This is a genomic window from Pseudomonas sp. TH06 (genome assembly GCF_016651305.1).
In the GTDB taxonomy this organism is placed as follows: domain Bacteria; phylum Pseudomonadota; class Gammaproteobacteria; order Pseudomonadales; family Pseudomonadaceae; genus Aquipseudomonas.
This window is the reverse complement of sequence record NZ_JAEKEC010000001.1, coordinates 1,801,450-1,827,416: the sequence shown is the minus strand read 5'-3', so window position 1 is coordinate 1,827,416 and position 25,967 is coordinate 1,801,450. Positions and strand designations below refer to the sequence as shown.

Here is a 25,967-nt window from a genome sequence, read left to right as displayed (position 1 = left end):
GTTTTTTTATGGCCTCTGTGGCGAGGGGATTTATCCCCGATCGGCTGCACAGCAGCCGTAAACCCTGAAAACCGATTATTCCTGATACACCAAGCTGAATGGTTTGGGGCCGCTTCGCTGCCCACCGGGGATAAATCCCCTCGCCACAGGTCGGCAGACAACATCGAACCCGGCTCGTACAATGCCCGCTGCCCCGCAGGAGACTTTCATGACGCGTCCCGCCCCCGTCCGCAAACCCCGTGCCCGCAGTCAGGCGCGGATCGATTCGATACTCGACGCCGCGCGTACGCTGCTGGCCTCCGAGGGTGTGGCCAGTCTGTCGATCTACAGCGTGGCCGAGCGCGCGCAGATTCCGCCCTCCTCCGTGTATCACTTCTTCGCCAGCGTCCCGGCATTGCTCGAAGCACTGACCGCCGACGTTCACGCCGCGTTTCGCGCCTGCCTGCAAGCACCGATCGATCACGAGGCCTTGCGCGACTGGCGTGATCTGTCGCGTCTGGTCGAACGGCGAATGCTGGAGATCTACGACGAAGACGCCGCCGCCCGCCAGTTGATCCTTGCCCAGCACGGGCTCACCGAGGTGACTCAGGCTGACCGTCAGCACGACATCGAGCTGGGCGACCTGATGCACAAACTGTTCGACCACCATTTCGAATTGCCGCGACTGCCAACCGACGTCGATGTCTTCGCGCTGGCGATGGAGCTGGGCGACCGCGTCTACGCCCGGTCAGTCCAGCAACACGGGCAGATCACCCCGCGCATGGCGGAGGAAGGCATGCGCGTATTCGATGCCTACCTGGGTTTGTACCTGCCGCTTTACCTGCCCAAGCGCACAGCTGTCGTCTGACCGACAACCGACCATTTCAGGGCGACCTGCTCAGATCGCCCGGAGCAGAATCCTGTCGATGGAGTGATCGGCCGACTTGTTGAGAATCAGGCTGGCCTTGTCGCGGGTGGGCAGGATGTTCTCGACGAGATTTTTCAAGTTGACCCGGTCCCAGGTACCGGACGCCACTGACAGCGCCTCGTCATTCGACAGGGTTTTGTACTTGTTGAAGTACGACTCGTCAGACTGGAACGCGGTGTTCTTCAAGTAGACAAAGCGTTCGAGGTACCACTTCTTGATGTCCTCTTGCGCGGCATCGACGTAGATCGAAAAGTCGACGAAATCGAGGACGTTCAAACTGTCGCGCTTGTCCTCTTGCAGCACATTCAGGCCTTCCAGAACGATGATATCGGGCGACTGAATGGTCTGCGTTTCATCGGCAAGAATGTCGTACTGGACGTGCGAGTAGACCGGAATCTGCACCGGTTTTCCTTCGTTGCGCACGGCGTGCAAAAAGTCGAGAAGCAGTGCCCGGTCATAGGACTCGGGAAAACCTTTGCGGTGCAAAAGGTTGTTCTTTTCGAGGGTCGCCAGCGGCAACAGAAACGAGTCGGTGGTCACCAACTGCACATCAGGCGAACCCGGCCACGACGACAGAAGTGCCGACAAGACCCGGGCAAAACTGCTTTTACCCACCGCAACACTGCCAGAGATGCCAATGACAAAGGGTGGTTTGTGCGCCGGTTCGCCCAAAAACTCGCTGTGCACCTGCCCCAGCGACCGCGCCGCGGCTGCGTGCAGGTTCAGCAGGCGCGCCAAAGGCAGCAGAATGGTTTCTACCTCCTCACGCGTCATGGGCTGGGTCGGACTGATCAGCGCATTCATTTGCGCAGACGAAAGGCTCTGCGCCGCATCGTCGCGGAAGGCAGACCATTGCTCGCGAGTGAATTCCCGGTACTCGCGGTGAGCGGGCGAATGCCCTGCGGCATTCTGCTTCGTCGTCATAATCTTCCTGTAGGCGCCCTGACAAAAGCCGGAACATAGCAGATCTGCCCGGCGCCTCCAAACCGACAACCGCCTACCCGAATACCCATTGAAAAGCGCGCATGAAAAAACCCCGGAGGGCTCAAGCCGTCCGGGGCCTTGTGTACAGCATCGATTACAACTTGGCGATCGACACCTCGGTGGATTTCACAAAGGCGATCACTTCGCTGCCGACCACCAGTTCCAGCTCCTTGACCGAACGGGTGGTGATCACCGAAGTGACGATGCCCGAAGCGGTCTGCACGTCGATTTCCGACAGCACGTCGCCGAGGACGATTTCCTTGATCGAGCCTTTGAACTGGTTGCGCACGTTGATGGCTTTGATAGTCATGGCATTGATTCCTGTCGTTGATAGAACTTGAGTTATTGCGCCCAACGCAATTGCGTAGGCAGTGGTGAAACAGGTTCCGGCTCCGGCGGCTCGCCGGGCAGGGACAGAACACGGTTGAGCACTTCGGTTTCCAGCGCCGCCAGCCTGTGCGACCCACGCACTCGCGGGCGTGGCAGCTCCACATGCAGGTCGAGGCCGACTTCGCCGTCCTCGATCAGAATCACCCGGTCGGCAATCGCTACCGCTTCACTGACGTCGTGGGTCACCAGCAGCACGGTGAAACCGTGTTGCTGCCAAAGCCGTTCGATCAGTTGCTGCATTTCAATTCGGGTCAGCGCGTCCAGTGCGCCGAGCGGTTCGTCGAGCAACAACAGACGCGGCTGATGGATCAACGCCCGGGCCAGCGCGACTCGCTGCTTTTGGCCACCGGACAAGGCCGCCGGCCATTCATTGGCGCGATCCGCCAGACCGACCGCGTCCAGCGCTTCAAGTGCTTGCGCACGCCAGTTGCCCTTGAGACCGAGGCCGACGTTGTCGATGATCTTTTTCCATGGCAGCAAGCGTGCTTCCTGGAACATCAATCGGGTGTCTTCCCGCGCATCGCTGAGCGGTGCGGCGCCGGCCAGCAAGTCACCGCCAGTCGGCTGGTCGAGACCGGCGAGCAAGCGCAGCAAAGTGCTTTTGCCGCAACCGCTGCGCCCGACCACGGCGACGAATTGCCCCGCCGGGATGTGCAGGTCGATATCACGCAATACTTGCCGCGCACCGAAAGTCTTTTGCAGATTGCGCACCGCCAGCGGAATCCCGCGCAGCAGGCGTGGAGGTTGTTGAGCGGTCATGCCGCACCTCCTTTGGCAACCTGATAGGCCGGATGCCAGCGCAACCACACACGTTCAAGTCCGCGAGCCGCGAGGTCAGCGAGTTTGCCCAGCACCGCATAAAGCAGGATCGCCAGCACCACCACGTCGGTCTGCAGAAACTCCCGGGCATTCATCGCCAGATAGCCGATGCCCGAACTGGCAGAAATGGTTTCGGCGACGATCAACGTCAGCCACATAAAGCCCAGCGCAAAACGCACGCCGACCAGAATCGAAGGCAGCGCACCCGGCAGAATCACCTGCCAGAACAGGCTGAAACCGCTGAGTCCATAACTGCGAGCCATCTCCACCAGCGCTGGATCAACGTTGCGGATGCCGTGATAAGTGTTGAGGTAGATCGGGAACAACGTCCCCAGCGCCACCAGAAAAATCTTCGCCGACTCGTCGATGCCGAACCACAGGATCACCAGCGGAATCAGCGCCAGGTGTGGCACGTTGCGGATCATTTGCACCGAGCTGTCGAGCAGGCGCTCGCCCCACTTCGACAGGCCGGTGATAAAGCCCAGCGCCAGACCAATGCTGCCGCCGATGGTGAAACCCAGCGCCGCGCGCCAGCCGCTGATCGCCAGGTGCGTCCAGATCTCGCCGCTGCGCACCAGACTGACGCCGGCCTCGATCACCGCCACCGGTGCCGGCAGGATCCGTGTCGACAACCAACCGGCCGACACCGACAACTGCCACACCGCCAGCAACAACACCGGCAACGCCCAGGGCGCGAGGCTGTGGATAATTTTCTTCATGGCGCGCCTCAGCTCTGCGACGCGGCTTTGGGAAGAATATCGTTGGCGACCATTTCACCGAACGGGCTGACGTAGCCGGCGCTTTTCGGCAGTTCCGGACGTTCGATATCGAGGTGCGGGAACAGCAGTTCAGCGACGCGATAGGACTCTTCGAGGTGTGGATAACCGGAGAAGATAAAGGTGTCGATGCCTAGATCGGCGTATTCCTTGACCCGAGCGGCCACGGTCGGGCCATCGCCGACCAGCGCGGTACCGGCGCCGCCACGCACCAGACCAACGCCAGCCCAGAGGTTCGGGCTGACTTCGAGGTTGTCGCGGCTGCCACCGTGCAACGCGGCCATGCGTTGCTGGCCGACCGAATCAAAGCGCGCCAGCGAGGCTTGCGCACGCTTGATGGTGTCGTCATCCAGATGCGAGATCAGGCGGTCCGCCGCTTGCCAGGCTTCGGCGTTGGTTTCACGGACGATCACGTGCAGACGAATGCCGAAGCGTACGGTGCGGCCGAGTTTGGCGGCTTTGGCGCGCACCTGTTCGATCTTCTCGGCCACGGCGGCCGGTGGTTCGCCCCAGGTCAGGACCATTTCCACTTGTTCGGCCGCCAGATCCTGCGCCGCTTCCGACGAGCCACCGAAGTACAGCGGGGGACGTGGTTGCTGGATCGGCGGATAGAGCAATTTTGCACCCTTCACGCTGATGTGCTGACCGTCGTAATCCACGGTTTCGCCTTCCAGCACGCGACGCCAGATGCGGGTGAATTCCACCGAGGCCTGATAGCGCTCTTCGTGGCTGAGGAACAGACCGTCACCGGCCAATTCTTCCGGATCGCCACCGGTCACCAGATTGAACAGCGCACGACCTCCGGACAGACGATCCAGGGTCGCCGCCTGCCGCGCTGCTACCGTCGGGGAAATGATCCCGGGGCGCAGGGCGACGAGGAATTTCAGACGCTGGGTCACCGGGATCAGCGATGCGGCCACCAGCCACGAGTCCTCGCAAGAGCGGCCGGTGGGAATCAGCACACCGCCGAAACCCAGACGATCCGCCGCTTGCGCGACCTGTTGCAGATAACCGTGGTCGACGGCGCGGGCGCCTTCGGCGGTGCCAAGGTAATGGCCGTCGCCGTGGGTAGGCAGGAACCAGAAGATATTGAGGCTCATGGAGTGGTCTCCTTGGGGATTCGAATTACTGCGCTTTAGCCACAGCGGCCGGTGGTGTCCAGATCACATCCTTGATGCTCAGCGGCTTGGGAATCAGCTTGAGCTGGAAGAACGTGTCAGCGATTTTCTGTTGCGCGGCGACCACTTCCGGGGTCAGGAACAGCGCGCCGTAGCCCTGGCGTTTCACCGAGGTCAGGGTGATGTCCGCCGGCAGGCCGAGCAGCGGCGCGACCTGTTGAGTGACGTCTTCGGGGTTGGCTTTCGACCACTCGCCGACTGCGCGCACTTCTTCAACGAGGGTCTTGATCACCTCAGGATTTTTCTGTGCGTAAGGCTTGGTCGCCAGATAGAACTGGTGGTTGTCGACGATGCCTTTGCCATCGCGCAGGGTGTGCGCTTGCAATTGCTGCTCGGCAGCGGCCTGGTACGGGTCCCAGATGACCCAGGCATCGACGCTGCCACGTTCAAACGCGGCGCGGGCATCGGCCGGCGGCAGGAATACAGTCTGGATATCGGTGTATTTGAGGCCGGCGTCTTCTAGTGCGCGCACCAGCAGGTAGTGGACGTTGGAGCCTTTGTTCAAGGCGACTTTCTTGCCTTTGAGATCGGCCACCGATTTGATCGGCGAGTCTTTCGGTACAAGGATCGCTTCGCTGTTCGGCGCCGGCGGTTCATAGGCCACGTAGAGCAGATCGGCACCGGCCGCCTGGGCGAAGACTGGCGGGGTTTCGCCGGTGACACCGAAGTCGATCGAACCGACGTTCAGACCTTCGAGCAGTTGCGGGCCGCCGGGGAATTCAGTCCATTGCACGTCGACGCCTTGGGCGGCCAGACGTTTTTCCAGGGTGCCTTTGGCCTTGAGCAACACCAGCGTGCCGTATTTCTGATAACCGATCCGCAATGTCTCGGCTTGAGCTTGAGTGATGGCGCCGAAGGTGACAGCCGCAGCAAACAGAGCGACCAGACCACGACGCAAAAATACAGTGCGCATAGCGCTCTCCTTTTTGCTGTTGGGTTTTGGCTGCACCTGCTTGCCCGTTGGCGGGCGAGTAAGGCCAGTACTTCAAGTTTTGGTGAGACTTAAATGCTCCAGCGAGCACTCAACAACCGTTCGTTCAACAGGCCCGGCTCCAGCGGTTTCGGCCGACGGGCCATGGCACTGACAAACTGGTCGAGCGCTTCATGCAGGCGTTGCTCGAGTGCCGGCGCCAATTGCGCCGCCGCGCTGCCTTCGCCGTAAGCGATCTGGCTGTCCTCGGCGAAAATCCCCTGGAGCATTTCCTGGGCCTTCAACGCCGACAGCACAGGCTTGAGGGCGTAATCGACCACCAGCATGTGAGCGATACTGCCGCCCGTGGCCATCGGCAGAACAATCTTGTGGCTCAAGGCCCGCTCCGGCAGCAGATCCAGCACGGTTTTCAACGCGCCAGAGAACGAGGCCTTGTACACCGGCGTGGCAATCAACAGGCCATCGGCATTTTCAATCTGCGCCAGCAGGTCGAGCACCTTCGGGCTGTCGAAGCGGGCGTGGAGCAAGTCTTCGGCCGGGAAGTCGCGCACCTGATAACTCACCACTTCCACCCCTTGCTCCTGCAACCAGCGTTGCGAGCGCTCCAGCAGCACCCCGGAACGGGAGCGCAGGCTGGGACTGCCACCGAGTGAGACGACCAGCATTGAGACAATTCCTTTAGCGTTACAGGCGATTCGCGGGTTGCGATCTCGCTTCGATGGGAGTGACCTTACCAGCTGATTTATATATCTATAAATCATATTTATTCATTTGGTTATACGATTAAGAGATATGCAATTCGCATTTTTCCGGACGAAAAAAAGGCCGTCGAAACGGCCTGAAATCCCCTGCTTAGTGGTTCTGTAGTGACTGGACTAATGCCATCGCGAGCAGGCTCACTCCTACAGGGGAATGCATTTCAAATGTAGGAGTGAGCCTGCTCGCGATGGCGGTGGTGGCTACACCGAGAAACTTTACTTGTTCGGCTGCGGCGTCAGGCGCAGGTACGGCTTCACGGCGCGATAGCCTTTCGGGAAGCGTTTCTTGATCTCTTCCTCGTCCTTGAGCGAAGGCACGATCACCACCTCGTCACCGTCCTGCCAGTTGGCCGGCGTGGCCACTTTGTAGTTGTCGGTGAGTTGCAGCGAATCGATCACCCGCAGGATTTCGTGGAAGTTGCGCCCGGTGCTCGCCGGATAGGTGATGGTCAGACGAATCTTCTTGTTCGGATCGATCACAAGCAGCGAACGCACAGTCAGCGTGTCGTTGGCGTTCGGATGGATCAGGTCGTAGAGGTCGGACACCTTGCGATCGGCATCGGCCAGGATCGGGAAGTTGACGAGGGTGCTCTGGGTTTCGTTGATGTCTTCGATCCACTTGTGGTGCGAGTCCACCGGGTCGACCGACAGCGCGATGGCCTTGACGCCGCGCTTGCCGAACTCGTCCTTGAGCTTGGCGGTGAAGCCCAGCTCGGTGGTGCACACCGGGGTGAAGTCCGCCGGGTGGGAGAACAGCACGCCCCAGCTATCGCCCAGCCACTCGTGGAAACGAATCTTGCCGGCGCTGGAATCCTGTTCGAAATCGGGGGCGATGTCGCCGAGTCTGAGGCTCATGGTGCTGCTCCTGATGAGTTGTTGGAGACCTCAACTGTAGCTCGGGTTTTGCCATCATTAAAAAGAATAAATAAATAGATATTTAGATCGATAAAGAATATTAAACATCTGTTCACTGGACGCTCGCCGCCATCGCGACGAACATCGGCCGCAAGGTTCGAGAAGGCCTTGAGTTGCTGCAAAGAGGGAAATTCGGGGAGGACTTACGGGGGTGAGTCTGACTCGGAAACGCAAAAGCCCCGTCCGGCGCGATGCCGGACGGGGCTTTTTTACATCAGGTGCAGGAGCGCGCTATTACAGCAGCGGGATCGAGTAGCTGACGATCAGGCGGTTTTCATCCTGGTCGCGTTGACCCGGGATGTCGTTGCGCCAGGTAGCGTTTTTCCACATCAGGCCCAGGTTTTTCAGCGGGCCTTCAGGTACGACGTAACCAACGGTCAGGTCGCGTTCCCACTCGGAGCGGCCAGTGGCGTTGACGGAAACCTGGCTGTAACCGACTTTGCCAGTGGTGTCGATGTTATCGCCACGCAGGTAAACCATACCGGCGGTCAGGCCAGGAATGCCCACTTTAGCGAAGTCATACGAGTAGCGAGCCTGCCAGGTACGCTCGCCGGCACGGCCGAACTTCTGGATTTGCATGTCGGTAATGGTGTAGTTCGACGAACCGTCACCCTGGTTCAGCCACGGGAAGTCGCTGTTACCGTTGCTGACCTGGTAACCGCCACCGAAGGTGTGACCTTCAACGGTGTACAGGAACAGGCCGCTGTACAGGTTGTTGTCGACTTTGCCTTTGGTGATGCCAGTACCGTAATCACCGGTGGTGAAATAGTTGGCATCGTGACCGTTAGCACCGTCGTCACGGCTGTTGAAATAACGGAAGTCCGACTTCAACACGCCCGGGCCGATTGCCCAGTTGTGAACCAGACCCAGGAAGTGTTGCTTGTAGAACTGATCCAGATTGCCGTAGTAGTACTGAGCGGTCAGATCTTTAGTGATCTTGTAGTCACCACCGGCATAGATGAACTTGTTGCTGTCGCGGCCAGACGCAGTACGGCCGTTGGCACCTGCGATCGACAGTTCTTCGTTGTTGCTGGAGTTACGACCTTTTACGTGCTCGATCTGGCCGCCAACAAGGGTCAGATCCTTGATCTCGCCCGAAGTGATCTGGCCACCCTGGAAGGTTTGCGGCAGCAGACGACCATCGTTGGTGATGATCACAGGGTTCTTCGGCTGCAAAGTACCCAGCTTCAGTTCGGTCTGGGAGATCTTGGCCTTGGCAGTCAGGCCCAGGCTGGAGAAGTTATCAACCGCTTCGCCATTGTGTTTGCTTGGGAAAACAGTACCGCCGTAGGAGCCGTAGTTGGTTGTGGTCGCTGGGGAACCGCCGTTAGTGCCACCACCGGAGTCCAGGCGCACGCCCAACAGGCCGATAGCATCGATACCGAAGCCTACGGTGCCTTGGGTGTAACCAGAGATGAAGCGCAGATCGAAGCCTTGGCCCCATTCTTCTTGCTTGCTCTGAACACCAGCGCGCTTGTTGGCAGGAGCATTGACGTCGCCGTCACGGTTATCAGTGTTGATGTAGAAGTTACGCAGCCCCAAAGTAGCTTTGCTGTCTTCGATGAAACCGGCGGCGCCTGCCTGCTGCGCCAAAACCCCTACGGCCACAGCCAGGGCCAAGGTGGACTTGTTCATGTAAAGCTCCTCTCGTTTCTAATTTTTGTATTCCTGGTCCGGGTCGTATGCCTGGATCCTAAGATGCGCGATTAGCGCCAGTTCGTGACTGACAAGTCAATCGTAACCTTGTATGTCTACGACCAAGGTCTAATCGCAGTTATTTGGTCCGTGCAGAGTAAAGATTTCCTGATAAACCCAAAAAGAATTTATTCATTCTTTTTCATATCATTTCGGAATATGGCCATTATTTAGCCAGCCCCGCCGGATTACAGCGTATCGGCGACTAAGCTCATTCCTAAATGGTATTTGTTAGCCTTTTTTTAGATCGATTAGCTTTGGCGCAACCCCGATTCGTCAAACCCTATCGAAAAGGCGACGCCATGATGGCCAAACGCGCACTATCTAGTCAATTTGTTACAGTTTGTGTGTCAGCTCTGATTTCTTTCTCCGCCCACGCGGCAAACCTTACCGTTGGTTATCAAACCGGTATCGACCCAAGCAAAGTGCCCCAGGCCGACGGCATCTACGAGAAAACCATCGGCGAGAAAATCGACTGGCGCCGTTTCAATAGTGGCCCGGAAGTTGTGACAGCCATCGCTTCCGGTGATGTACAGATCGGCAACCTCGGTTCCAGCCCGTTGGCCGCTGCCGCTTCACGAAACCTGCCAATTGTGGCGTTCATTGTTTCTGCACAGATCAATGCCGCCGAAGCACTGGTGGTGCGCAATGGCAGCGGGATCAACACGCCAGAGGATCTGGTCGGCAAAACCATCGCCACACCATTCGTTTCCACCTCCCACTACAGCCTGCTCGGTGCCCTTAAGCATTGGGGCCTGGATACCTCGAAGGTCAAAGTGGTGAACCTGCAACCGGCGGAAATCGCGGCGGCATGGAAACGTGGCGACATTGACGGAGCGTTTGTCTGGTCACCGGCCCTCGGTGAAATCCGCAAAACCGGCAAGACCCTGACCGATGCCGCACAGGTTGGCCAATGGGGCGCTCCAACCTTCGAAGTCTGGGTCGCACGCAAGGATTTCGCCGAGAAGCATCCGGACGTCGTGGCCAAATTTGCCAAGGTCACTCTAGACGCGTTCGCCGATTACGCCAGCCATAAAGACAGCTGGACCGCCGATTCCGAGCCTGTGCAAAAAATCGCCAAATTGACCGGTGCCAATGCAGCCGATGTGCCGGAATTACTGGCCGGTTCGGCATTCCCGGACGCCAAGGCGCAACAGACCAGCGCACTGCTGGATGGCGGCACGGCGAAAGCAATTGGGGAGACGGCGAAGTTTTTGAAGGAACAGGGCAAGGTTGAAACGGTGCTGCCGGATTATTCGCCGTACGTCAGCGCGAAATTCATCACCGAATAATTGCGAAATCCATCACTGGCTGAATGAAACCTGTGGCGAGGGGATTTATCCCCGATGGGGCGCGCAGCAGTCCCAAAAGCGGGGCCGCTGCGCGCCCCATCATCGGGGATAAATCCCCTCGCCACAAAAGCGCCTCACCTGTCTTCAGAGGGTTTTTTCGAAGATTTTCGAGTTGCGCTGATAGTTGTACAGCGACGCCCGTGCCGCTGGCAGGCGCTCTACGCTGCTTGGCTCGAAACCGCGCTCGCGGAACCAATGCGCGGTGCGGGTGGTGAGGACGAATAGCGTCTTCAAGCCCTGCGCGCGGGCGCGGGTCTCGATGCGTTCCAGCAGTTCATCGCCGCGACCGCCATGGCGGTACTCCGGGTTCACCGCCAGACACGCCAGTTCACCGGCATCCGAATCGGCAATCTGATACAAAGCCGCACAGGCGATGATCATCCCCTCACGCTCGACCACGCTGAATTGCTCGATCTCACGCTCCAGCACCTCACGCGAACGACGCACCAGAATCCCCTGCTCTTCCAGCGGACTGATCAGGTCGAGCAAGCCGCCGACGTCTTCAATCGCCGCCTCGCGCACCAGTTCGAATTGCTCTTGGGCCACCAGCGTACCGCCACCGTCACGGGTGAACAGTTCAGTCAGCAGCGCGCCATCCTCGGCATAACTGACGATGTGGCTACGCGCCACACCACCACGGCAGGCTTCAGCCGCCGCATCCAGCAATTCCGCTTGGTAGTTGCTGCTGCCCAGACGCTGCAAATGCGCCGGCACTTGTTGCGGACGCAGTTCGCGCACCAGTCTGCCGTTTTCATCGATCAGGCCGAGGTCGGCACCGAACAGCAGCAGTTTGTCGGCGCCCAGATCGATGGCGGCGCGGGTGGCGACGTCTTCACAGGCGAGGTTGAAGATTTCACCGGTCGGCGAGTAGCCCAGCGGCGACAGCAGCACAATCGAGCGCTCGTCGAGCAGACGGTTGATGCCTTTGCGATCGACCCGGCGCACTTCGCCGGTATGGTGATAGTCGACACCTTCGAGCACGCCAATCGGCCGCGCAGTGACAAGGTTGCCGCTGGCCACCCGCAAACGCGAGCCCTGCATCGGCGACGAGGCCATGTCCATCGACAGCCGTGCCTCGATGGCAATGCGCAACTGGCCGACTGCGTCGATCACACACTCAAGGGTCGCAGCATCGGTGATGCGCATACCGTGGTGGTAATGCGGAGTCAGGCCACGGGCAGCGAGGCGAGTTTCAATCTGTGGGCGCGAACCGTGCACCAGCACCAGGCGCACGCCGAGGCTGTGCAGCAAGACGATGTCGTGGACGATGTTGCCGAAATTCGGATGCTCCACGCCGTCGCCGGGCAGCATGACGACGAAGGTGCAGTCGCGGTGGGCATTGATATAAGGAGACGCGTGACGAAGCCAGTTAACGTATTCGGGCATGAACCTGGGCCTGTAATAAATAGCAGCCTAAAAAGGGGCGAAACGGAAAACGCACAGCGGGCTGATGGTTATCGTCGGAACAGGCTTGGCGACACGCGCGCTCTCCTCATGAATACGGGTTGGAATGCTGGCAATTTACAGCGTTTGATCGGATAAAACACAGTCCCTGTAGGGGTGAGCCTGCTCGCGATAGCGGTGTGTCAGTCAATATCTTCGGTGACTGTTTCAGCGCTATCGCGAGCAGGCTCACTCCTACAGGGATTCACATCGAAGTCACTGACGTTGGGGCACTTGTCAGGCAGTAATGTTCAATCAACTGTCGCAATAGATGCACGGTAGGCTGCAAACGTGACATTTCAAGGTACTCGCCCGGCTGATGCGCACAGGCAATGTCGCCGGGGCCGAGCACAATGGTTTCGCAGCCAAGGCGCTGAAGATAAGGCGCTTCGGTGCCGAACGCTACTGCTTCGGCCGCATGACCGGTGAGCTTTTCGGCGATGCGCACCAGTTCGGTGTCTTCAGACTGTTCGAACGGCGGCACTTCCGGGAACAACGGTTTGTAGTCGATCTTCACCTGATGCCGCTCGGCAACCGGGTTGAGCTTGCGCAGAATTTCCGCGCGCAGGACTTTCGGGTCCATACCCGGCAACGGCCGCAAGTCGAACTCCAGCGAACACTGGCCGCAGATGCGGTTGGGGTTATCGCCGCCATGGATGCAACCAAAGTTCATCGTCGGTTGCGGCACGCTGAATTGTGGATTGTTGAACTCGCGCTGCCATAACAGACGCAAGCCACGCAGCTCGCCGATGGCGTCGTGCATGGCTTCGAGAGCGCTGTGGCCCAGGCGCGGATCCGACGAATGGCCGCTCTGCCCGAGGATGTCGATGCGCTCCATCATGATGCCTTTGTGCATACGAATCGGCTTGAGCCCGGTCGGCTCGCCGATTACCGCCGCACGGCCCAGCGGGCGCCCGGCCTCGGCCAGCGCGCGGGCGCCGGACATCGAGCTTTCTTCGTCGCAGGTGGCGAGGATCAGCAGCGGTTGCTTGAACGGCTGGTCAAGCAGCGGTTGCACGGCTTCGATGATCAGGGCAAAAAAGCCCTTCATGTCGCAACTGCCGAGCCCGACCCAGCGGCCATCGACTTCAGTGAGTTTCAGCGGATCGGTCTGCCACAACGCATCGTCGTACGGCACCGTATCGCTATGCCCGGCCAGCACCAGCCCGCCGGGGCCGCTGCCGAAACTGGCGAGCAGATTGAATTTGCCGGGACTGACCTGCTGGATGTCGCATTTGAAACCCAGATCACCGAGCCATTCGGCGAGCAGATCGATCACCGCCCGGTTGGACTGATCCAGGCTCGGTTGCGTACAGCTGACCGACGGCGCGGCAATCAGCGCAGCGAACTGGTCTTTCATGGACGGCAAAGGCATCGCTGACTCCCACTCCCGATTTGAAGTCCATCATAGAGCCATCCGGCGTCAGGAATAAACCGCCGCAGGGCGTAGGAAGTTTGAGTCCTGTACACTGCACGACCTTGGCAGCCACACATTCCCCCGGCTGCGCTCCCGATCCTGGATTTTCCGGCCATGCAGAAAGAAACCGAAATCAAACTCCGCGTCAGCCGCGAAACCCTCGCCGCCCTGCGCGAGCACCCGCTCCTGAAAAAACGCAACAAAAATGGCTGGGAACGCCGTGAGTTGATGAACCAGTACTTCGACACCCCTGAGCGCGATCTGGCCCAGGCCAAAGTTGCCCTGCGCCTGCGCAAGGATGGCGACGAAGTGATTCAGACCCTCAAGACTCGCGGCCAGAGCGTCGCCGGTCTGTCCGAGCGTAACGAGTACGACTGGAAACTGCCGAAAGCCAAGCTCGACGTGAAGAAACTCGACGGCGAATGCTGGCCCGAGTCGCTGGCCGAGCTGGACAAGAAAACCCTGAAGCCGATCTTCACCACCGATTTCGTCCGCGAGCGCGCCGAAATCGCTTGGGGCCGTGGCAAGGCCAAAGTGGTCATCGAAGCCGCGCTGGACCTGGGCCACGTAGTGGTCGGCAAGCAGAAAGAAGAAATCTGCGAGCTGGAACTGGAACTGCGCGAAGGCGAGCCTGCCGCGCTGCTGGAACTGGCCGCTGAACTGGCCGAAACCCTGGCGCTGATGCCGTGTGACATCAGCAAGGCCGAGCGCGGTTATCGTCTGTACGACGCCAACAGCTACTCGCTGAGCCTGCCGGCACCCGAGCTGACGCCGGAAACTCAACTGGACGACGCCTTCGCCGCACTGTGCTGGCACTTGCTCGGCAGCAGCCAGCGCCTGGCCGAACAGTACCGTTTCAACGGCCACTGGCGCCTGTTGCTGGACTGGGTCGAGAACCTCGCCGAAATGCGCGCCCTGCTCAGCAGCCTCGGCCAGGCCGCGCCGCGTCCGTCGACCCACGACCTGCGCGTAGCGCTGGATGCATTGCTGGAAGACTGGCGCCCGCTGGTGCAGGTCGGCATCGAAGACGAAGACGTGCGCAAAGCCGCGCCGGAGCAGTTCCTCGAAGAACTGGAAGACCCGCGCTGGGGCCTGTTCTCACTGAACGCCTCACGCTGGTTGCTGGCTCGCAGCTGGACCGCCGAGCGCAACGTTCGTGGCAACCGTCAGGGTGGCGCGCAGTTGCACAGCTGGTTGCCGCGCCTGCTGGGCGAAGAGGCCACGGCCCTGCAATTGCAGCGTTACCAGCAGCAGCCGGAGGATCTGGCAGAACAACTGCCGCGTATCGAGCGTATTCAGGTCTGGTTGCACCACGCGCGCAACGTGCTGGAGATCCCGGAAATGGATCGCCTGTACGGCGAGCTGAACAAACTGGCGCAACTGGCCAACGAACCGACGATCACTGACGAACTGCTCGATGCCCGCAAGCAGCAGGCGATTGCGGTTTATCAGAACCGTGCCTGGAAAATGCTCCTGCGTATGTAATACCCCTGTGGTGAGGGGATTTATCCCCGATGGACTGCGCAGCAGTCCCTGCTTTTGAAGGAAGCGGGGCCGCTTCGCGACCCATCGGGGATAAATCCCCTCGCCACAAAAGCGAATCAGCGCTATACGGGCAGGCTGGTTGTCGACTTGATCTCCGACAACGCCACGATCGAGTTCACTTCCTGAATCCCCGGCACCAGCGACAGCTTCTCGAAGAAGAACCGCTCATACGCCTCGATGTCCGCCGCGACAATGCGCAACAGAAAATCCACCGCGCCCATCAGCACATAACACTCCAGCACTTCCGGAAAGCCGCGAATCGCCTCGGTAAATTCGGTGAAGTTCGAACGTCCGTGCGCGTTGAGTTTGATCTCGGCAAAAATCTGCGTGTTCAGGCCGATCTTCTTGCGATCCAGCAACGTCACCTGCCCGCGAATGATGCCCTCCTCCTTCATCCGCTGAATCCGCCGCCAGCACGGCGATTGCGACAGGCCAACCTGCTCGGCGATCTGTGCGCTTGATAACGACGCATCCTCTTGCAGCAGGGCGAGAATCTTGCGGTCGTAGCTGTCCAGCTCGCTATGCATAGAAAAACCTCAAATAGACAAATCAGCGAATTGATCTATTCGCCAACCCTTGAATAACGCCGATCATAGCCAAGAAATACCCGCCAGCGAATGTAAAAATTCCTCCAGTGATTTTGGAGACTCGCCATGCCGCACCTTGAAGCCGTGAACACCTCGCCCGCCCGCGCCGATGTCTGGAACGTCAGCAATGCCCATTGCCTGGCGCAGTACCAGATTCTCGCCGAGGCCGAGCCGGATTTGCTGGTGCGGGTGCTGAACCTGTTTGCGTTGCAGTTCCTGACGCCCGAGCAGGTCAATGTGCAGCGAATGAATGATCTGCTGTCCATCGACCTTGTCATGGGCGGCCTGAGCTGGCATCGCGCGCAAGTGATTGCGGAAAAACTTCGTAACCTGATCAGCGTCTGCTCGGTGCATCTGCAAAACGCCGACTCGGCTTGGGATGCACAGGCGCAAGCGGCCGGCTGACAAATCCGGCAACGGCTTCGTCGGGTAGTGGCCCAACAGTCTGCGGGGCCACGACTATCCTTTGCGCACAGTCGTTCAAAAGGAGCCCGCATGTCCGTTCAACTCGCCACTCAGGACCGCTGGCTGGAACTCAACGATGTGTTGCGTGAACTGGTCGCCCAAGGCTTTATCTGCCAGGACTCGGCGGAACAGGCGCTGAACGCGCGTCGTCGCCACGCCGCCCATGGCCAGATGCATCCACTGGAATTCATCGCCAGCCAACAGCTCGACGACCTCAGCCGTCCGGGCAAACACCTCGACCTGGAAAGTCTGACGTTATGGCTGGCACAGCAGGCCGGGCAGCCGTATTTGCGCATCGACCCGCTGAAGATCAACGTCGCTGCCATCACCCCGCTGATGTCCTACGCCTTTGCCCAACGGCACAAAATCCTTGCGGTTGCGGTCGACCGCGACTCGGTGACAGTGGCCAGTGCCCAACCCTATGTGAATGGCTGGGAAGCCGATCTGACCCACGTCTTGAAGCTGCCGATCAAGCGAGTGGTGGCCAACCCGGCGGATATCCAGCGTTTCAGCGTCGAGTTTTTCCGCCTGGCCAAGTCGGTCAGCGGTGCCAGCAATGCCGATCAGCAAGGTGGCAACCTCGGCAACTTCGAACAACTGCTCAATCTCGGCGCCAGCGATCAGGAACCGGACGCCAACGATGCGCACATCGTCAACATCGTCGATTGGCTGTTCCAGTACGCCTTTCAGCAGCGTGCCAGTGATATCCACATCGAGCCGCGCCGCGAGCAAGGCACCGTGCGTTTTCGCATCGACGGCGTGCTGCACAACGTCTATCAATTCCCGCCGCAGGTGACCATGGCGATTGTCAGTCGCCTGAAAAGCCTCGGCCGGATGAATGTCGCCGAGAAACGCAAACCTCAGGATGGTCGGGTCAAGACCAAGACCCCGGACGGCGGCGAAGTCGAGTTGCGGCTGTCGACCTTGCCCACTGCGTTCGGCGAAAAAATGGTCATGCGGATTTTTGACCCGGAAGTGCTGCTCAAGGATTTCGATCAGCTCGGCTTTTCCGCTGATGATCTGCGCCGCTGGCAGGACATGACCCGCCAGCCCAACGGCATCATTCTGGTCACCGGGCCGACCGGTTCGGGCAAGACCACTACGCTCTACACCACGCTGAAAAAAATGGCGACGCCGGAGGTCAACCTCTGCACCATCGAGGATCCGATCGAAATGGTCGAACCAGCCTTCAACCAGATGCAGGTGCAGCACAACATCGACCTGAGCTTCGCCGCCGGGGTGCGTGCGTTGATGCGGCAAGACCCGGACATCATCATGATCGGCGAGATCCGCGACCTCGAAACCGCCGAAATGGCGATTCAGGCAGCGCTCACAGGGCATCTGGTGCTGTCGACGCTACACACCAACGATGCGCCCAGCGCGATCAGCCGTTTGCTCGAACTTGGCGTGCCGCATTACCTGATCAAGGCCACCGTGCTCGGCGTCATGGCTCAGCGTTTGGTGCGTACCCTGTGCCCACATTGCAAGGCGCCGCTGACACTGGAAGAGCAAGACTGGCAAACCCTGACCCGCCCCTGGCAAGCACCGTTGCCGACTAATGCGCAACGCGCGATTGGCTGTCTGGAATGCCGCGATACCGGTTATCGCGGTCGCGCCGGGGTCTACGAAATCATGCAACTGACCGACAGCCTCAAGGCTTCCATTACCCCCGACACCGACCTCACGGCCATCCGCCGCCAGGCGTTCAAGGAAGGCATGCGCAGCTTGCGCCTGTCCGGTGCGCAGAAAGTCGCGGCGGGGCTGACCACCGTTGAAGAAGTGCTGCGCGTAACGCCGCAGAGCGAGCAGAAATGAGCAAATTGCCATCAATCAGTTCTTAACCCCGGGCCACGCCGTTACACTTGCACCACTGATCTATCCAACAAGGAATCGTTATGCAGACCGGAAGTGTACTTTTACTGTTTGTGGCCCTGGCCGTCGCCATCCTGTTCATGGGCTTCAAAGTCGTGCCGCAAGGGTTCGAGTGGACGGTCGAGCGCTTCGGTCGCTACACCAACACCCTCAAGCCTGGGCTGAACATCATCATTCCGGTGATGGACCGGATCGGGCGCAAGATCAACGTGATGGAAAGCGTGCTGGATATCCCGCCGCAGGAAGTCATCACCGCCGACAACGCTACGGTGCAGATCGATGCGGTGTGCTTTTTCCAGGTAGTGAACACCGCCCAGGCAGCGTACGAGGTGAACAACCTTGAGCACGCCATTCGTAATCTGCTGCAAACCAACATCCGCACCGTGCTCGGCTCGATGGAACTCGATGCGATGCTCAGCCAGCGTGACAACATCAACGAACGTCTGCTGCGCACCGTCGACGAAGCCACCGCGCCGTGGGGCATCAAGATCACCCGGATCGAAATCAAGGACATCAGCCCGCCTGCCGATCTGATGGCGGCGATGTCCGGGCAGATGAAAGCCGAGCGGATCAAACGCGCGCAAATCCTCGAAGCCGAAGGCCTGCGCGCCTCGGCGATCCTCACCGCCGAGGGCAAGAAGCAGGCACAGATTCTCGAAGCCGAAGGTAGTCGTCAGGCCGCATTCCTCGAGTCGGAAGCCCGTGAGCGTCAGGCCGAAGCCGAAGCTCAGGCGACCAAAGTGGTGTCCGAGGCCATCGCTGGCGGTAACGTTCAGGCGGTCAACTATTTCGTTGCACAGAAATACATCGACGCGCTGGGCAAACTGGCGTCGGCCAACAACAGCAAAGTGATCCTGATGCCGCTGGAAGCCAGTTCGATGATCGGCGCCGTGGGCGGGATCGGCGAAATCGTCAAGGCGACCTTCGACGGCAAGAAGGCCTGAGTCATGCCAACCGAACTGTTCACCTTCTGGAGTTGGCTGGGGCTGGGCACCATGTTGCTGATCCTCGAAGTGTTCGGGGCGGGCGGCTACCTGTTGTGGATCGGCATGGCAGCGGCCGCTGTGGGCGTCACTACGTTCGTGTTGCCAACCCTGCCGTGGGAGATTCAACTGCTGCTGTTTGCCGTGTTTTCAATTCTCACGGCGCTGTATTGGTGGCGCCGTCAGCGCACGGCAGTGCGCAGCAGCGATCAACCACTGCTGAACCTGCGCGGTCAGGAATTGATCGGCAAAGTGTTCGTGGTCAGTGAGGCGATTGTCGACGGTCGCGGCAAGATCAAGGTGGCCGATGGCGTGTGGATCGCTCGCGGGCCGGACACAGCGCTCGGCGAACGCGTGCGCGTGACCGGGCAGCAGGGCGCGGTTTTGCTAGTGGAACACGCCGAATAGCCCGGTACGGAACCGGATCGTGGAAATGACGATCCAACGCCGTAGTTAACCCCCAGGAGTCATCTCATCATGCGTCTCAAACTTGCTGTCGCCACCCTTGCCCTGCTGTCCCTCCCTGTTGGTTCAGCGATGGCCGACAGCTTTTGGCGTAACGTCATTTCGTCCGGCGCTACCACCGGCTCGACTTACCTGACCTTCAAGGATCACAAACTGATCGTCGCCGCACAGGACGACGCCGGCAGTTTCGTTGCCAGTGATGGCGGTATTCGTGGCCCGTACCTGGAAGCGGCGATGCAGAAAGTCCGCGCCGACAATCCGGGCCTGCAAGCGACGGACATGGAACTGGCCAACGCGATTCTGGCGAAGAACGCGGTGGAATCCGAATAAGCCTTGCACCGACAAAAATGCCGCTCATATGAGCGGCATTTTTATGCTCGTTTTTTGATCGCACCGCGCTCCCTTGTAGGAGTGAGCCTGCTCGCGATAGCGGTGTGTCAGGCAATATCTGCGGTGACTTATCGACCGCTATCGCGAGCAGGCTCACTCCTACAAGGGTTCTGTGGAACCTGAAGATCAGCGGTAATCGTCCACCGGGACACACGCGCAAAACAGATTGCGATCGCCATAGACGTTATCCACCCGATTCACCGCCGGCCAATACTTGTGTGCCTTGGTGTGCGCATCCGGGGTGATGCCCTGCTCGATGCTGTAAGGCCGCTCCCACACCCCGGTGACATCCGACAACGTATGTGGCGCACGCTTGAGCGGGTTGTCTTCGGCCGGCCAGTTGCCGTTCTGCACCTCGGTGATTTCCGCGCGGATGCTCAGCATCGCGCCGATAAAGCGGTCCAGTTCTGCCTTGGATTCGCTCTCGGTCGGCTCGACCATCAATGTCCCCGGCACCGGGAATGACATGGTCGGGGCATGGAAGCCGTAGTCCATCAGACGCTTGGCGACGTCTTCCTCACTGATCCCGGTCTGCGCCTTCAGCGGCCGCAGATCAAGAATGCATTCATGCGCCACTCGCCCATTGCGCCCGGTGTACAGCACCGGAAACGCGCCGGATAAATGTTGTGCCAGATAGTTAGCCGCCAGAATCGCCACCTCGCTGGCATCCGCCAGCTGCGGGCCCATCATCGCGATGTACATCCAGCTGATCGGCAGAATACTTGCGCTGCCCCACGGCGCCGCGCTGACCGCACCGTTCTGCGCCAACGGCCCGTCAATCGGCACCACCGGATGGTTGGCGACAAATGGCGCCAGATGCGCGCGAATGCCGATCGGCCCCATGCCCGGCCCGCCACCACCGTGAGGAATGCAAAAAGTCTTGTGCAGGTTCATGTGCGAGACGTCGGCGCCGATGTCCGCCGGCCGCGCCAGCCCGACCTGCGCGTTGAGGTTGGCGCCGTCCATGTACACCTGACCGCCGTGCTTGTGGATAACTTCACAGATCTCGCTGATGCCTTCCTCATAGACGCCATGAGTCGACGGATAGGTCGCCATCAGGCACGACAACTTATCCCCCGCCTCGGCGGCTTTGCTTTTCAGGTCATCGAGATCGACGTTGCCGGCCTCGTCGCACTCGACGATCACCACGCGCATCCCGGCCATCTGCGCCGAGGCCGGGTTAGTGCCGTGGGCCGAGGACGGAATCAGGCAGATATCCCGCGCACCCTGCTGGCGGCTCTCGTGATATTTGCGGATCGCCAGCAGCCCGGCGTACTCACCCTGGGCGCCGGAGTTGGGCTGCATGCAGATCGCGTCGAACCCGGTGATCGCGCAGAGCCAGCGCTCAAGCTCTTCGATCATCAAGGTGTAGCCGACTGCCTGCTCTCGGGGCACAAACGGATGCAGATTGGCGAATTGCGGCCAGGTGATCGGGATCATTTCGCTGGTGGCGTTGAGTTTCATGGTGCAGGAACCCAGCGGGATCATCGATTGGTTCAGCGCCAGGTCCTTGTTCTCCAGTTGCTTGAGATAACGCAGCATCTCGGTTTCGCTGTGATGAGCGTTGAACACCGGATGGCGCAGGTAAGGCGTCTTGCGCTGGAGGCTGTCGGGAATGCCCGAAACCAGCGATTCAGCATCGAGATCGTCGACGCTCAAACCATGATCGGCGCCGAGCAGGACATCGAACAGCTTCGCCACGGTATTTTCATCACTCGTCTCATCAAGGCTCAGACCGACACGACCACGGCCGAGAATCCGCAGGTTGATCTGTGCGGCCTGGGCGCTTTCGATGATCGCCGTTTGCGCGCCGCCGACATCCAGCGTGAGGGTGTCGAAAAACTGTGCGTTGACCCGTTTGATCCCGTGGCGCTCAAGACCCGCCGCCAGAATGCAAGTCAGTCGATGCACCCGTTGGGCGATCCGTTTCAAGCCTTCCGGCCCGTGATACACCGCGTAGAAACTGGCGATATTGGCCAGCAGCACCTGCGCGGTGCAGATGTTCGAGTTGGCCTTCTCGCGGCGGATATGTTGCTCGCGGGTTTGCAGGGCCATGCGCAACGCGACGTTGCCCCGAGCGTCTTTCGACACGCCGATGATCCGCCCGGGAATCGCCCGTTTGTATTCCTCGCGACTGGCGAAAAACGCTGCGTGCGGGCCGCCGTAGCCCATGGGCACGCCGAAACGCTGGGAGGAGCCGAACACTACATCGGCGCCCAATTCCCCCGGTGGCGTCAGCAACAACAGACTCAACAGATCAGTGGCGACGCAGGCCAGCGCTTGCTGCGCATGCAGATGATCAATCAACGGCTGCAAATCACGGATTTCGCCGTGGGTGTCCGGATATTGCAGCAGCGCGCCGAACACCTGGTGCTGCTTCAAGTTATCCACAGCATCGATAATCAACTCGAAACCGAAGCCTTCGGCACGGGTCTGCACCACGGAAATGGTCTGCGGGTGGCAGTTCTCGTCGACGAAAAACAAATTGCTCTTCGACTTGGCGACGCGCTTGGCCAATGCCATGGCTTCGGCAGCGGCGGTGGCTTCATCGAGCAACGAAGCGTTGGCCAGTTCGAGGCCAGTGAGGTCGATGGTCATTTGCTGGAAATTCAGCAAGGCTTCGAGCCGGCCCTGGGCGATCTCCGGTTGATAGGGCGTATACGCGGTGTACCAACCGGGGTTTTCCAGGACGTTGCGCAAGATGACGGTCGGTGTGAGGGTGCCGTGATAGCCCATGCCGATCAGGCTGGTCCAGACCTGATTCTGCTCGGCGTACCCGCGCAGTCTGGCCAGTGCGGCTTGTTCGTCCAGCGCTGGCGGCAGATCGAGCGCGCGATTGAAGCGAATGCCCGGCGGCACGGTCTGCTCGATCAGTTCGACCCGGCTGCCGAGGCCGAGGCTGTCGAGCATGGCTTGTTGCTCGGCGGCATCGGGGCCGAGGTGGCGGCGCAGGAAGGCATCGGGATCGCGTAACTGGCTCAGGGACGGCAACTGGGACATGACGGGCTCTCTCTTGGCTGGCGCTCGGCGTCAATGCAACACGGTCAAACCAGCATAGCAGCCGATGCCGGCGCGCACGGCTTGGCGGCGGAGGCTGTTCCGGGCCATGCTGTAGCGCCTGCTTCAGGCGTCCAACGCACGGATGATTGAAATTCATGAGCCAACTGCCATTCCTGCCTTTTTCCAAACCTGTTATCGATGAAGCCACGATTGCCGCTGTGGGCGACGTGCTGCGCTCCGGCTGGATCACCAGTGGGCCGAAGGTGCAGGCCTTTGAAGCGCAGCTGTCGGAATACTTCGGCGGCCGTCCGGTGCGCACGTTCAATTCCGGCACTTGCACCATGGAAATCGCCTTGCGCATCGCCGGCGTCGGCCCGGGCGACGAGGTCATCACTACGCCGATTTCCTGGGTGGCCACCGCCAATGTGATCCTTGAGGTCGGCGCGACGCCGGTGTTTGCCGATATCAATCCGGTCACCCGCAACATCGACTTGAACACGCTGGAAGCGGCAATCACACCGCGCACCAAAGCGCTGATTCCGGTGTATCTCGCCGGATTACCGGTGGACATGGATCGGCTGTACGCCATTGCCCGCAAACACAATCTGCGCATTGTCGAAGACGCCGCCCAGGCCTTGGGGTCGAGCTGGAACGGCCAGCGTATTGGCGCTACCGGCGACTTCGTGTCGTTCAGTTTTCAGGCGAACAAGAATGTCACCTGTTCCGAAGGCGGATGCCTGGTATTGAACACGCCTGAGGAGGCACGGCTGGCCGAGAAGTACCGTCTGCAAGGCGTTACCCGCAACGGTTTTGATGGTCTGGACGTCGATGTGTTGGGTGGCAAGTTCAACATGACCGATGTCGCAGCCACCATCGGCCTCGGGCAATTCGCTCACATTGAAACGCTGACCGCTTATCGCCGTGAACTGGCCCGGCATTACTTCAAATGCTTTGGCGAGGATTTCGAAGCGGTTTATGGCGCACAACTGCCGCCGGCGGATTTCACCAACAGCAACTGGCATCTGTTCCAACTGGTGCTGCCGGAGCGCAAGGACGGTCGGCCCGCACGGGCGACATTCATGGAGCAGATGCAGGCGCAGGGTATCGGCATCGGCTATCACTACCCGCCGATCCATTTGCTGAGTTTGTACCGCGAGCGCGGTTTCAAAGAAGGGATGTTGCCGGTGGCCGAGCGTGTCGGTCGGCTGATCGTGTCACTGCCGATGTTCACCGCGATGAACAATGACGACGTCGAGCGTTCGGTGGCGGCGGTGAAAGCCGTATTGCGCGAAGCCTGACAGGCAGGCACACCCAACTGTGGCGAGGGGATTTATCCCCGATCGGCGGCGTAGCCGTCGTATTCCACCGCGTTGGGTCTGCTGGATAATCCGCGAAGCAGCATTTGGGGGCGGCTTCGCCCCCCATCGGGGATAAATCCCCTCGCCACAGGGTTATTCGCCGATAGCGGCTTTGTAGGCAGCGGCGTCGAGCAGCTGGTTCAGCTCAGCCTTGTCGCTTGGCTTGAGCTTGAAGATCCACGCGCCGTACGGGTCGGAGTTCAGCTGCTCTGGCGAAGCGCTCAGTTCTTCGTTGACTGCAATCACTTCACCGCTGATCGGCGAATAGATGTCGGAAGCGGCTTTCACCGACTCAACCACACCGGCCTGATCTTCGGCGGCGAATACCTTGCCGACTTCGGTCAACTCGACGAACACCACATCACCCAGCGCTTCTTGCGCGTGATCGCTGATGCCCACAGTGACGGTGCCGTCGGCTTCCAGACGTGCCCATTCATGACTTTTGGCAAAACGCAGTTCAGCGGGGATATTGCTCATGTTCGGTGTCCTCAGGAAATAGGTCAGCGGTCGAGCCCGCCGAAAAAGGTTAGATCAAAGTTTTGCCATGGCGTACGAAGGTCGGTTTGACCACACGTACCGGATACCACTTGCCACGGATTTCCACTTCGGCGCGGTCGGCGGTTGCCATCGGAACACGCGCCAGGGCAATCGATTTGCTTAGCGTAGGAGAGAAACTACCACTGGTGATCTCTCCTTCGCCAACATCGGCGATGCGAACCACCTGATGAGCACGCAAAACACCGCGTTCTTCCAGCACCAGACCGACCAGTTTGTGCGCAACCCCGGCGGTTTTTTCCGCCTCCAGCGCGGCGCGACCGATGAACTGGCGCGTGGCCGGTTCCCAGGCAATGCTCCAGGCCATGTTCGAGGCGAGCGGCGAAACGTCCTGATGAATGTCCTGACCGTAGAGGTTCATCCCGGCCTCGACGCGCAGGGTGTCGCGGGCACCGAGGCCGATCGGCGAAATGCCGGCACCGACCAGATCGTTGAAGAACGCCGGAGCCTGATCCGCCGGCAAGGCGATTTCCAGACCGTCCTCACCGGTGTAACCGGTACGGGCAATGAACCAGTCGCCGTCGACGTGCGCTTCGAAAGGTTTGAGGTGCTGGATCAGCGAGGCGCGGGACTGGGTAACCAGTTCAGCAATCTTGTGCCGGGCCTGCGGCCCCTGAATGGCGAGCATGGCCAGCTCGGAGCGCTCGTGCAGTTGCACGTCGTAACCGGCGAGTTGCGCGTTCATCCAGGCCAGGTCCTGATCGCGGGTGGAGGCGTTGACCACCAGCCGATAACCGTCCTCGAGACGGTAGACGATCATGTCGTCGACGATACCGCCGCGCTCGTTGAGCATGGTGCTGTACAACGCACGGCCGGGGCGGTGCAGGCGCTCGACGTCATTGGCCAGCAAATGCTGAAGCCAGGCTTTGGCCTGAACACCGGTGACATCAATTACGGTCATGTGGGAAACATCGAACACCCCGCAATCGCGGCGCACTTCGTGGTGCTCCTCGACCTGCGAGCCGTAATGCAGTGGCATGTCCCAACCGCCAAAATCGACCATCTTCGCGCCGAGGGCGAGATGCAGGTCATACAGAGGCGTACGCTGTCCCATGGGTTTCTCCTTCCGGGCGTGGCGAAGGTGCGGACAGCCGCTGCACGGGTGAAAGCCTTGAAATAGAAGGCTCTCAGCCGATTCCAGCGAACGGATCTGTCAGACGAACCGCACCGAATGCCGCGCAT

The 25,967-nt window shown here is 59.9% G+C and carries 24 protein-coding genes; 9 read left to right on the top strand and 15 right to left on the bottom strand.

Annotated elements, in window-relative coordinates; all coding sequences use genetic code 11:
* The first annotated feature begins 208 nt into the window (after positions 1-208).
* Entirely contained in the window at positions 209-847 is a 639-nt protein-coding gene (locus JFT86_RS08095) for a TetR/AcrR family transcriptional regulator (RefSeq protein ID WP_201236378.1), read from the top strand.
* A 30-nt stretch (positions 848-877) separates the two neighbouring features.
* Here the strand turns inward: JFT86_RS08095 and coaA are convergent, their stop codons facing one another.
* The 9 genes from coaA to JFT86_RS08050 form a co-directional block, all read right to left on the bottom strand.
* The gene (coaA, locus tag JFT86_RS08090; protein ID WP_201236377.1) at positions 878-1,831 is read right to left on the bottom strand and encodes a type I pantothenate kinase; all 954 of its coding nucleotides are present in this window, start codon (positions 1,829-1,831) and stop codon (positions 878-880) included.
* A 154-nt stretch (positions 1,832-1,985) separates the two neighbouring features.
* A complete protein-coding gene (locus tag JFT86_RS08085) occupies positions 1,986-2,201 on the bottom strand; it encodes a TOBE domain-containing protein (protein ID WP_003229256.1) in 216 nt (71 codons plus the stop codon).
* Positions 2,202-2,233: 32 nt separating this feature from the next.
* Complete coding sequence (ssuB, locus tag JFT86_RS08080) at positions 2,234-3,040, bottom strand: aliphatic sulfonates ABC transporter ATP-binding protein (protein WP_201236376.1); 807 nt, start codon at positions 3,038-3,040, stop codon at positions 2,234-2,236.
* Positions 3,037-3,819, bottom strand: a complete 783-nt coding sequence (gene ssuC / locus JFT86_RS08075) for an aliphatic sulfonate ABC transporter permease SsuC (protein WP_093429771.1) — start codon at positions 3,817-3,819, stop codon at positions 3,037-3,039. The genes ssuB and ssuC overlap by 4 nt, the downstream gene beginning before the upstream one ends.
* 8 nt (positions 3,820-3,827) lie before the next feature.
* Entirely contained in the window at positions 3,828-4,976 is a 1,149-nt protein-coding gene (ssuD, locus tag JFT86_RS08070) for an FMNH2-dependent alkanesulfonate monooxygenase (RefSeq protein WP_064589716.1), read from the bottom strand.
* Positions 4,977-5,001: 25 nt separating this feature from the next.
* The gene (locus tag JFT86_RS08065; RefSeq protein WP_201236375.1) at positions 5,002-5,967 is read right to left on the bottom strand and encodes a sulfonate ABC transporter substrate-binding protein; all 966 of its coding nucleotides are present in this window, start codon (positions 5,965-5,967) and stop codon (positions 5,002-5,004) included.
* Between the two features lie 89 nt (positions 5,968-6,056).
* Positions 6,057-6,650, bottom strand: a complete 594-nt coding sequence (ssuE, locus tag JFT86_RS08060) for an NADPH-dependent FMN reductase (protein WP_201236374.1) — start codon at positions 6,648-6,650, stop codon at positions 6,057-6,059.
* 309 nt (positions 6,651-6,959) lie between these two features.
* Positions 6,960-7,598 (bottom strand): peroxiredoxin, encoded by a 639-nt coding sequence (locus JFT86_RS08055; RefSeq protein ID WP_201236373.1) that lies wholly within the window; start codon positions 7,596-7,598, stop codon positions 6,960-6,962.
* 294 nt (positions 7,599-7,892) lie between these two features.
* Positions 7,893-9,293 carry an OprD family porin gene (locus JFT86_RS08050; RefSeq protein WP_201236372.1) on the bottom strand — a complete coding sequence of 467 codons (1,401 nt, stop codon included), beginning with the start codon at positions 9,291-9,293 and terminating at the stop codon, positions 7,893-7,895.
* 365 nt (positions 9,294-9,658) lie between these two features.
* Here JFT86_RS08050 and tauA point away from each other — a divergent pair, with 365 nt between their 5' ends.
* Complete coding sequence (tauA, locus tag JFT86_RS08045) at positions 9,659-10,645, top strand: taurine ABC transporter substrate-binding protein (RefSeq protein ID WP_201238571.1); 987 nt, start codon at positions 9,659-9,661, stop codon at positions 10,643-10,645.
* Between the two features lie 144 nt (positions 10,646-10,789).
* On the opposite strand, the gene argA is transcribed toward tauA, so the two are convergent.
* Both argA and argE read right to left on the bottom strand, forming a co-directional pair.
* A complete protein-coding gene (argA, locus tag JFT86_RS08040) occupies positions 10,790-12,091 on the bottom strand; it encodes an amino-acid N-acetyltransferase (RefSeq protein WP_095186912.1) in 1,302 nt (433 codons plus the stop codon).
* Between the two features lie 262 nt (positions 12,092-12,353).
* Entirely contained in the window at positions 12,354-13,523 is a 1,170-nt protein-coding gene (gene argE / locus JFT86_RS08035) for an acetylornithine deacetylase (RefSeq protein WP_201236371.1), read from the bottom strand.
* Between the two features lie 156 nt (positions 13,524-13,679).
* Between argE and JFT86_RS08030 the strand changes: the two genes are divergently transcribed.
* Positions 13,680-15,050 carry a CYTH domain-containing protein gene (locus JFT86_RS08030; protein WP_166221662.1) on the top strand — a complete coding sequence of 457 codons (1,371 nt, stop codon included), beginning with the start codon at positions 13,680-13,682 and terminating at the stop codon, positions 15,048-15,050.
* Between the two features lie 122 nt (positions 15,051-15,172).
* On the opposite strand, the gene JFT86_RS08025 is transcribed toward JFT86_RS08030, so the two are convergent.
* Positions 15,173-15,637: an Lrp/AsnC family transcriptional regulator gene (locus JFT86_RS08025; protein WP_016983809.1), complete on the bottom strand. Its 465-nt coding sequence runs from the start codon at positions 15,635-15,637 to the stop codon at positions 15,173-15,175.
* Positions 15,638-15,763: 126 nt separating this feature from the next.
* On the opposite strand from JFT86_RS08025, the gene JFT86_RS08020 reads away from it, so the two are divergent.
* From JFT86_RS08020 to JFT86_RS08000, 5 genes are all read left to right on the top strand, one after another.
* On the top strand, positions 15,764-16,102 hold the full coding sequence (locus JFT86_RS08020) for a hypothetical protein (protein ID WP_201236370.1): 339 nt from the start codon (positions 15,764-15,766) through the stop codon (positions 16,100-16,102).
* Positions 16,103-16,192: 90 nt separating this feature from the next.
* Positions 16,193-17,977: a GspE/PulE family protein gene (locus tag JFT86_RS08015; RefSeq protein ID WP_201236369.1), complete on the top strand. Its 1,785-nt coding sequence runs from the start codon at positions 16,193-16,195 to the stop codon at positions 17,975-17,977.
* An 80-nt stretch (positions 17,978-18,057) separates the two neighbouring features.
* Positions 18,058-18,978, top strand: a complete 921-nt coding sequence (locus JFT86_RS08010) for an SPFH domain-containing protein (protein WP_016983812.1) — start codon at positions 18,058-18,060, stop codon at positions 18,976-18,978.
* Positions 18,979-18,981: 3 nt separating this feature from the next.
* Entirely contained in the window at positions 18,982-19,425 is a 444-nt protein-coding gene (locus JFT86_RS08005) for an NfeD family protein (RefSeq protein WP_201231672.1), read from the top strand.
* Positions 19,426-19,491: 66 nt separating this feature from the next.
* Positions 19,492-19,812 (top strand): DUF2388 domain-containing protein, encoded by a 321-nt coding sequence (locus JFT86_RS08000; RefSeq protein WP_201238570.1) that lies wholly within the window; start codon positions 19,492-19,494, stop codon positions 19,810-19,812.
* Positions 19,813-19,998: 186 nt separating this feature from the next.
* Here the strand turns inward: JFT86_RS08000 and gcvP are convergent, their stop codons facing one another.
* A complete protein-coding gene (gene gcvP / locus JFT86_RS07995; RefSeq protein ID WP_201236368.1) occupies positions 19,999-22,872 on the bottom strand; it encodes an aminomethyl-transferring glycine dehydrogenase in 2,874 nt (957 codons plus the stop codon).
* Positions 22,873-23,027: 155 nt separating this feature from the next.
* Between gcvP and JFT86_RS07990 the strand changes: the two genes are divergently transcribed.
* A complete protein-coding gene (locus JFT86_RS07990) occupies positions 23,028-24,170 on the top strand; it encodes a DegT/DnrJ/EryC1/StrS aminotransferase family protein (RefSeq protein ID WP_201236367.1) in 1,143 nt (380 codons plus the stop codon).
* A gap of 153 nt (positions 24,171-24,323) precedes the next feature.
* Here the strand turns inward: JFT86_RS07990 and gcvH are convergent, their stop codons facing one another.
* Together gcvH and gcvT are read right to left on the bottom strand one after the other, a co-directional pair.
* Positions 24,324-24,707: a glycine cleavage system protein GcvH gene (gene gcvH / locus JFT86_RS07985; RefSeq protein WP_201236366.1), complete on the bottom strand. Its 384-nt coding sequence runs from the start codon at positions 24,705-24,707 to the stop codon at positions 24,324-24,326.
* Between the two features lie 49 nt (positions 24,708-24,756).
* On the bottom strand, positions 24,757-25,839 hold the full coding sequence (gene gcvT / locus JFT86_RS07980) for a glycine cleavage system aminomethyltransferase GcvT (RefSeq protein WP_201236365.1): 1,083 nt from the start codon (positions 25,837-25,839) through the stop codon (positions 24,757-24,759).
* Positions 25,840-25,967: the final 128 nt, after the last annotated feature.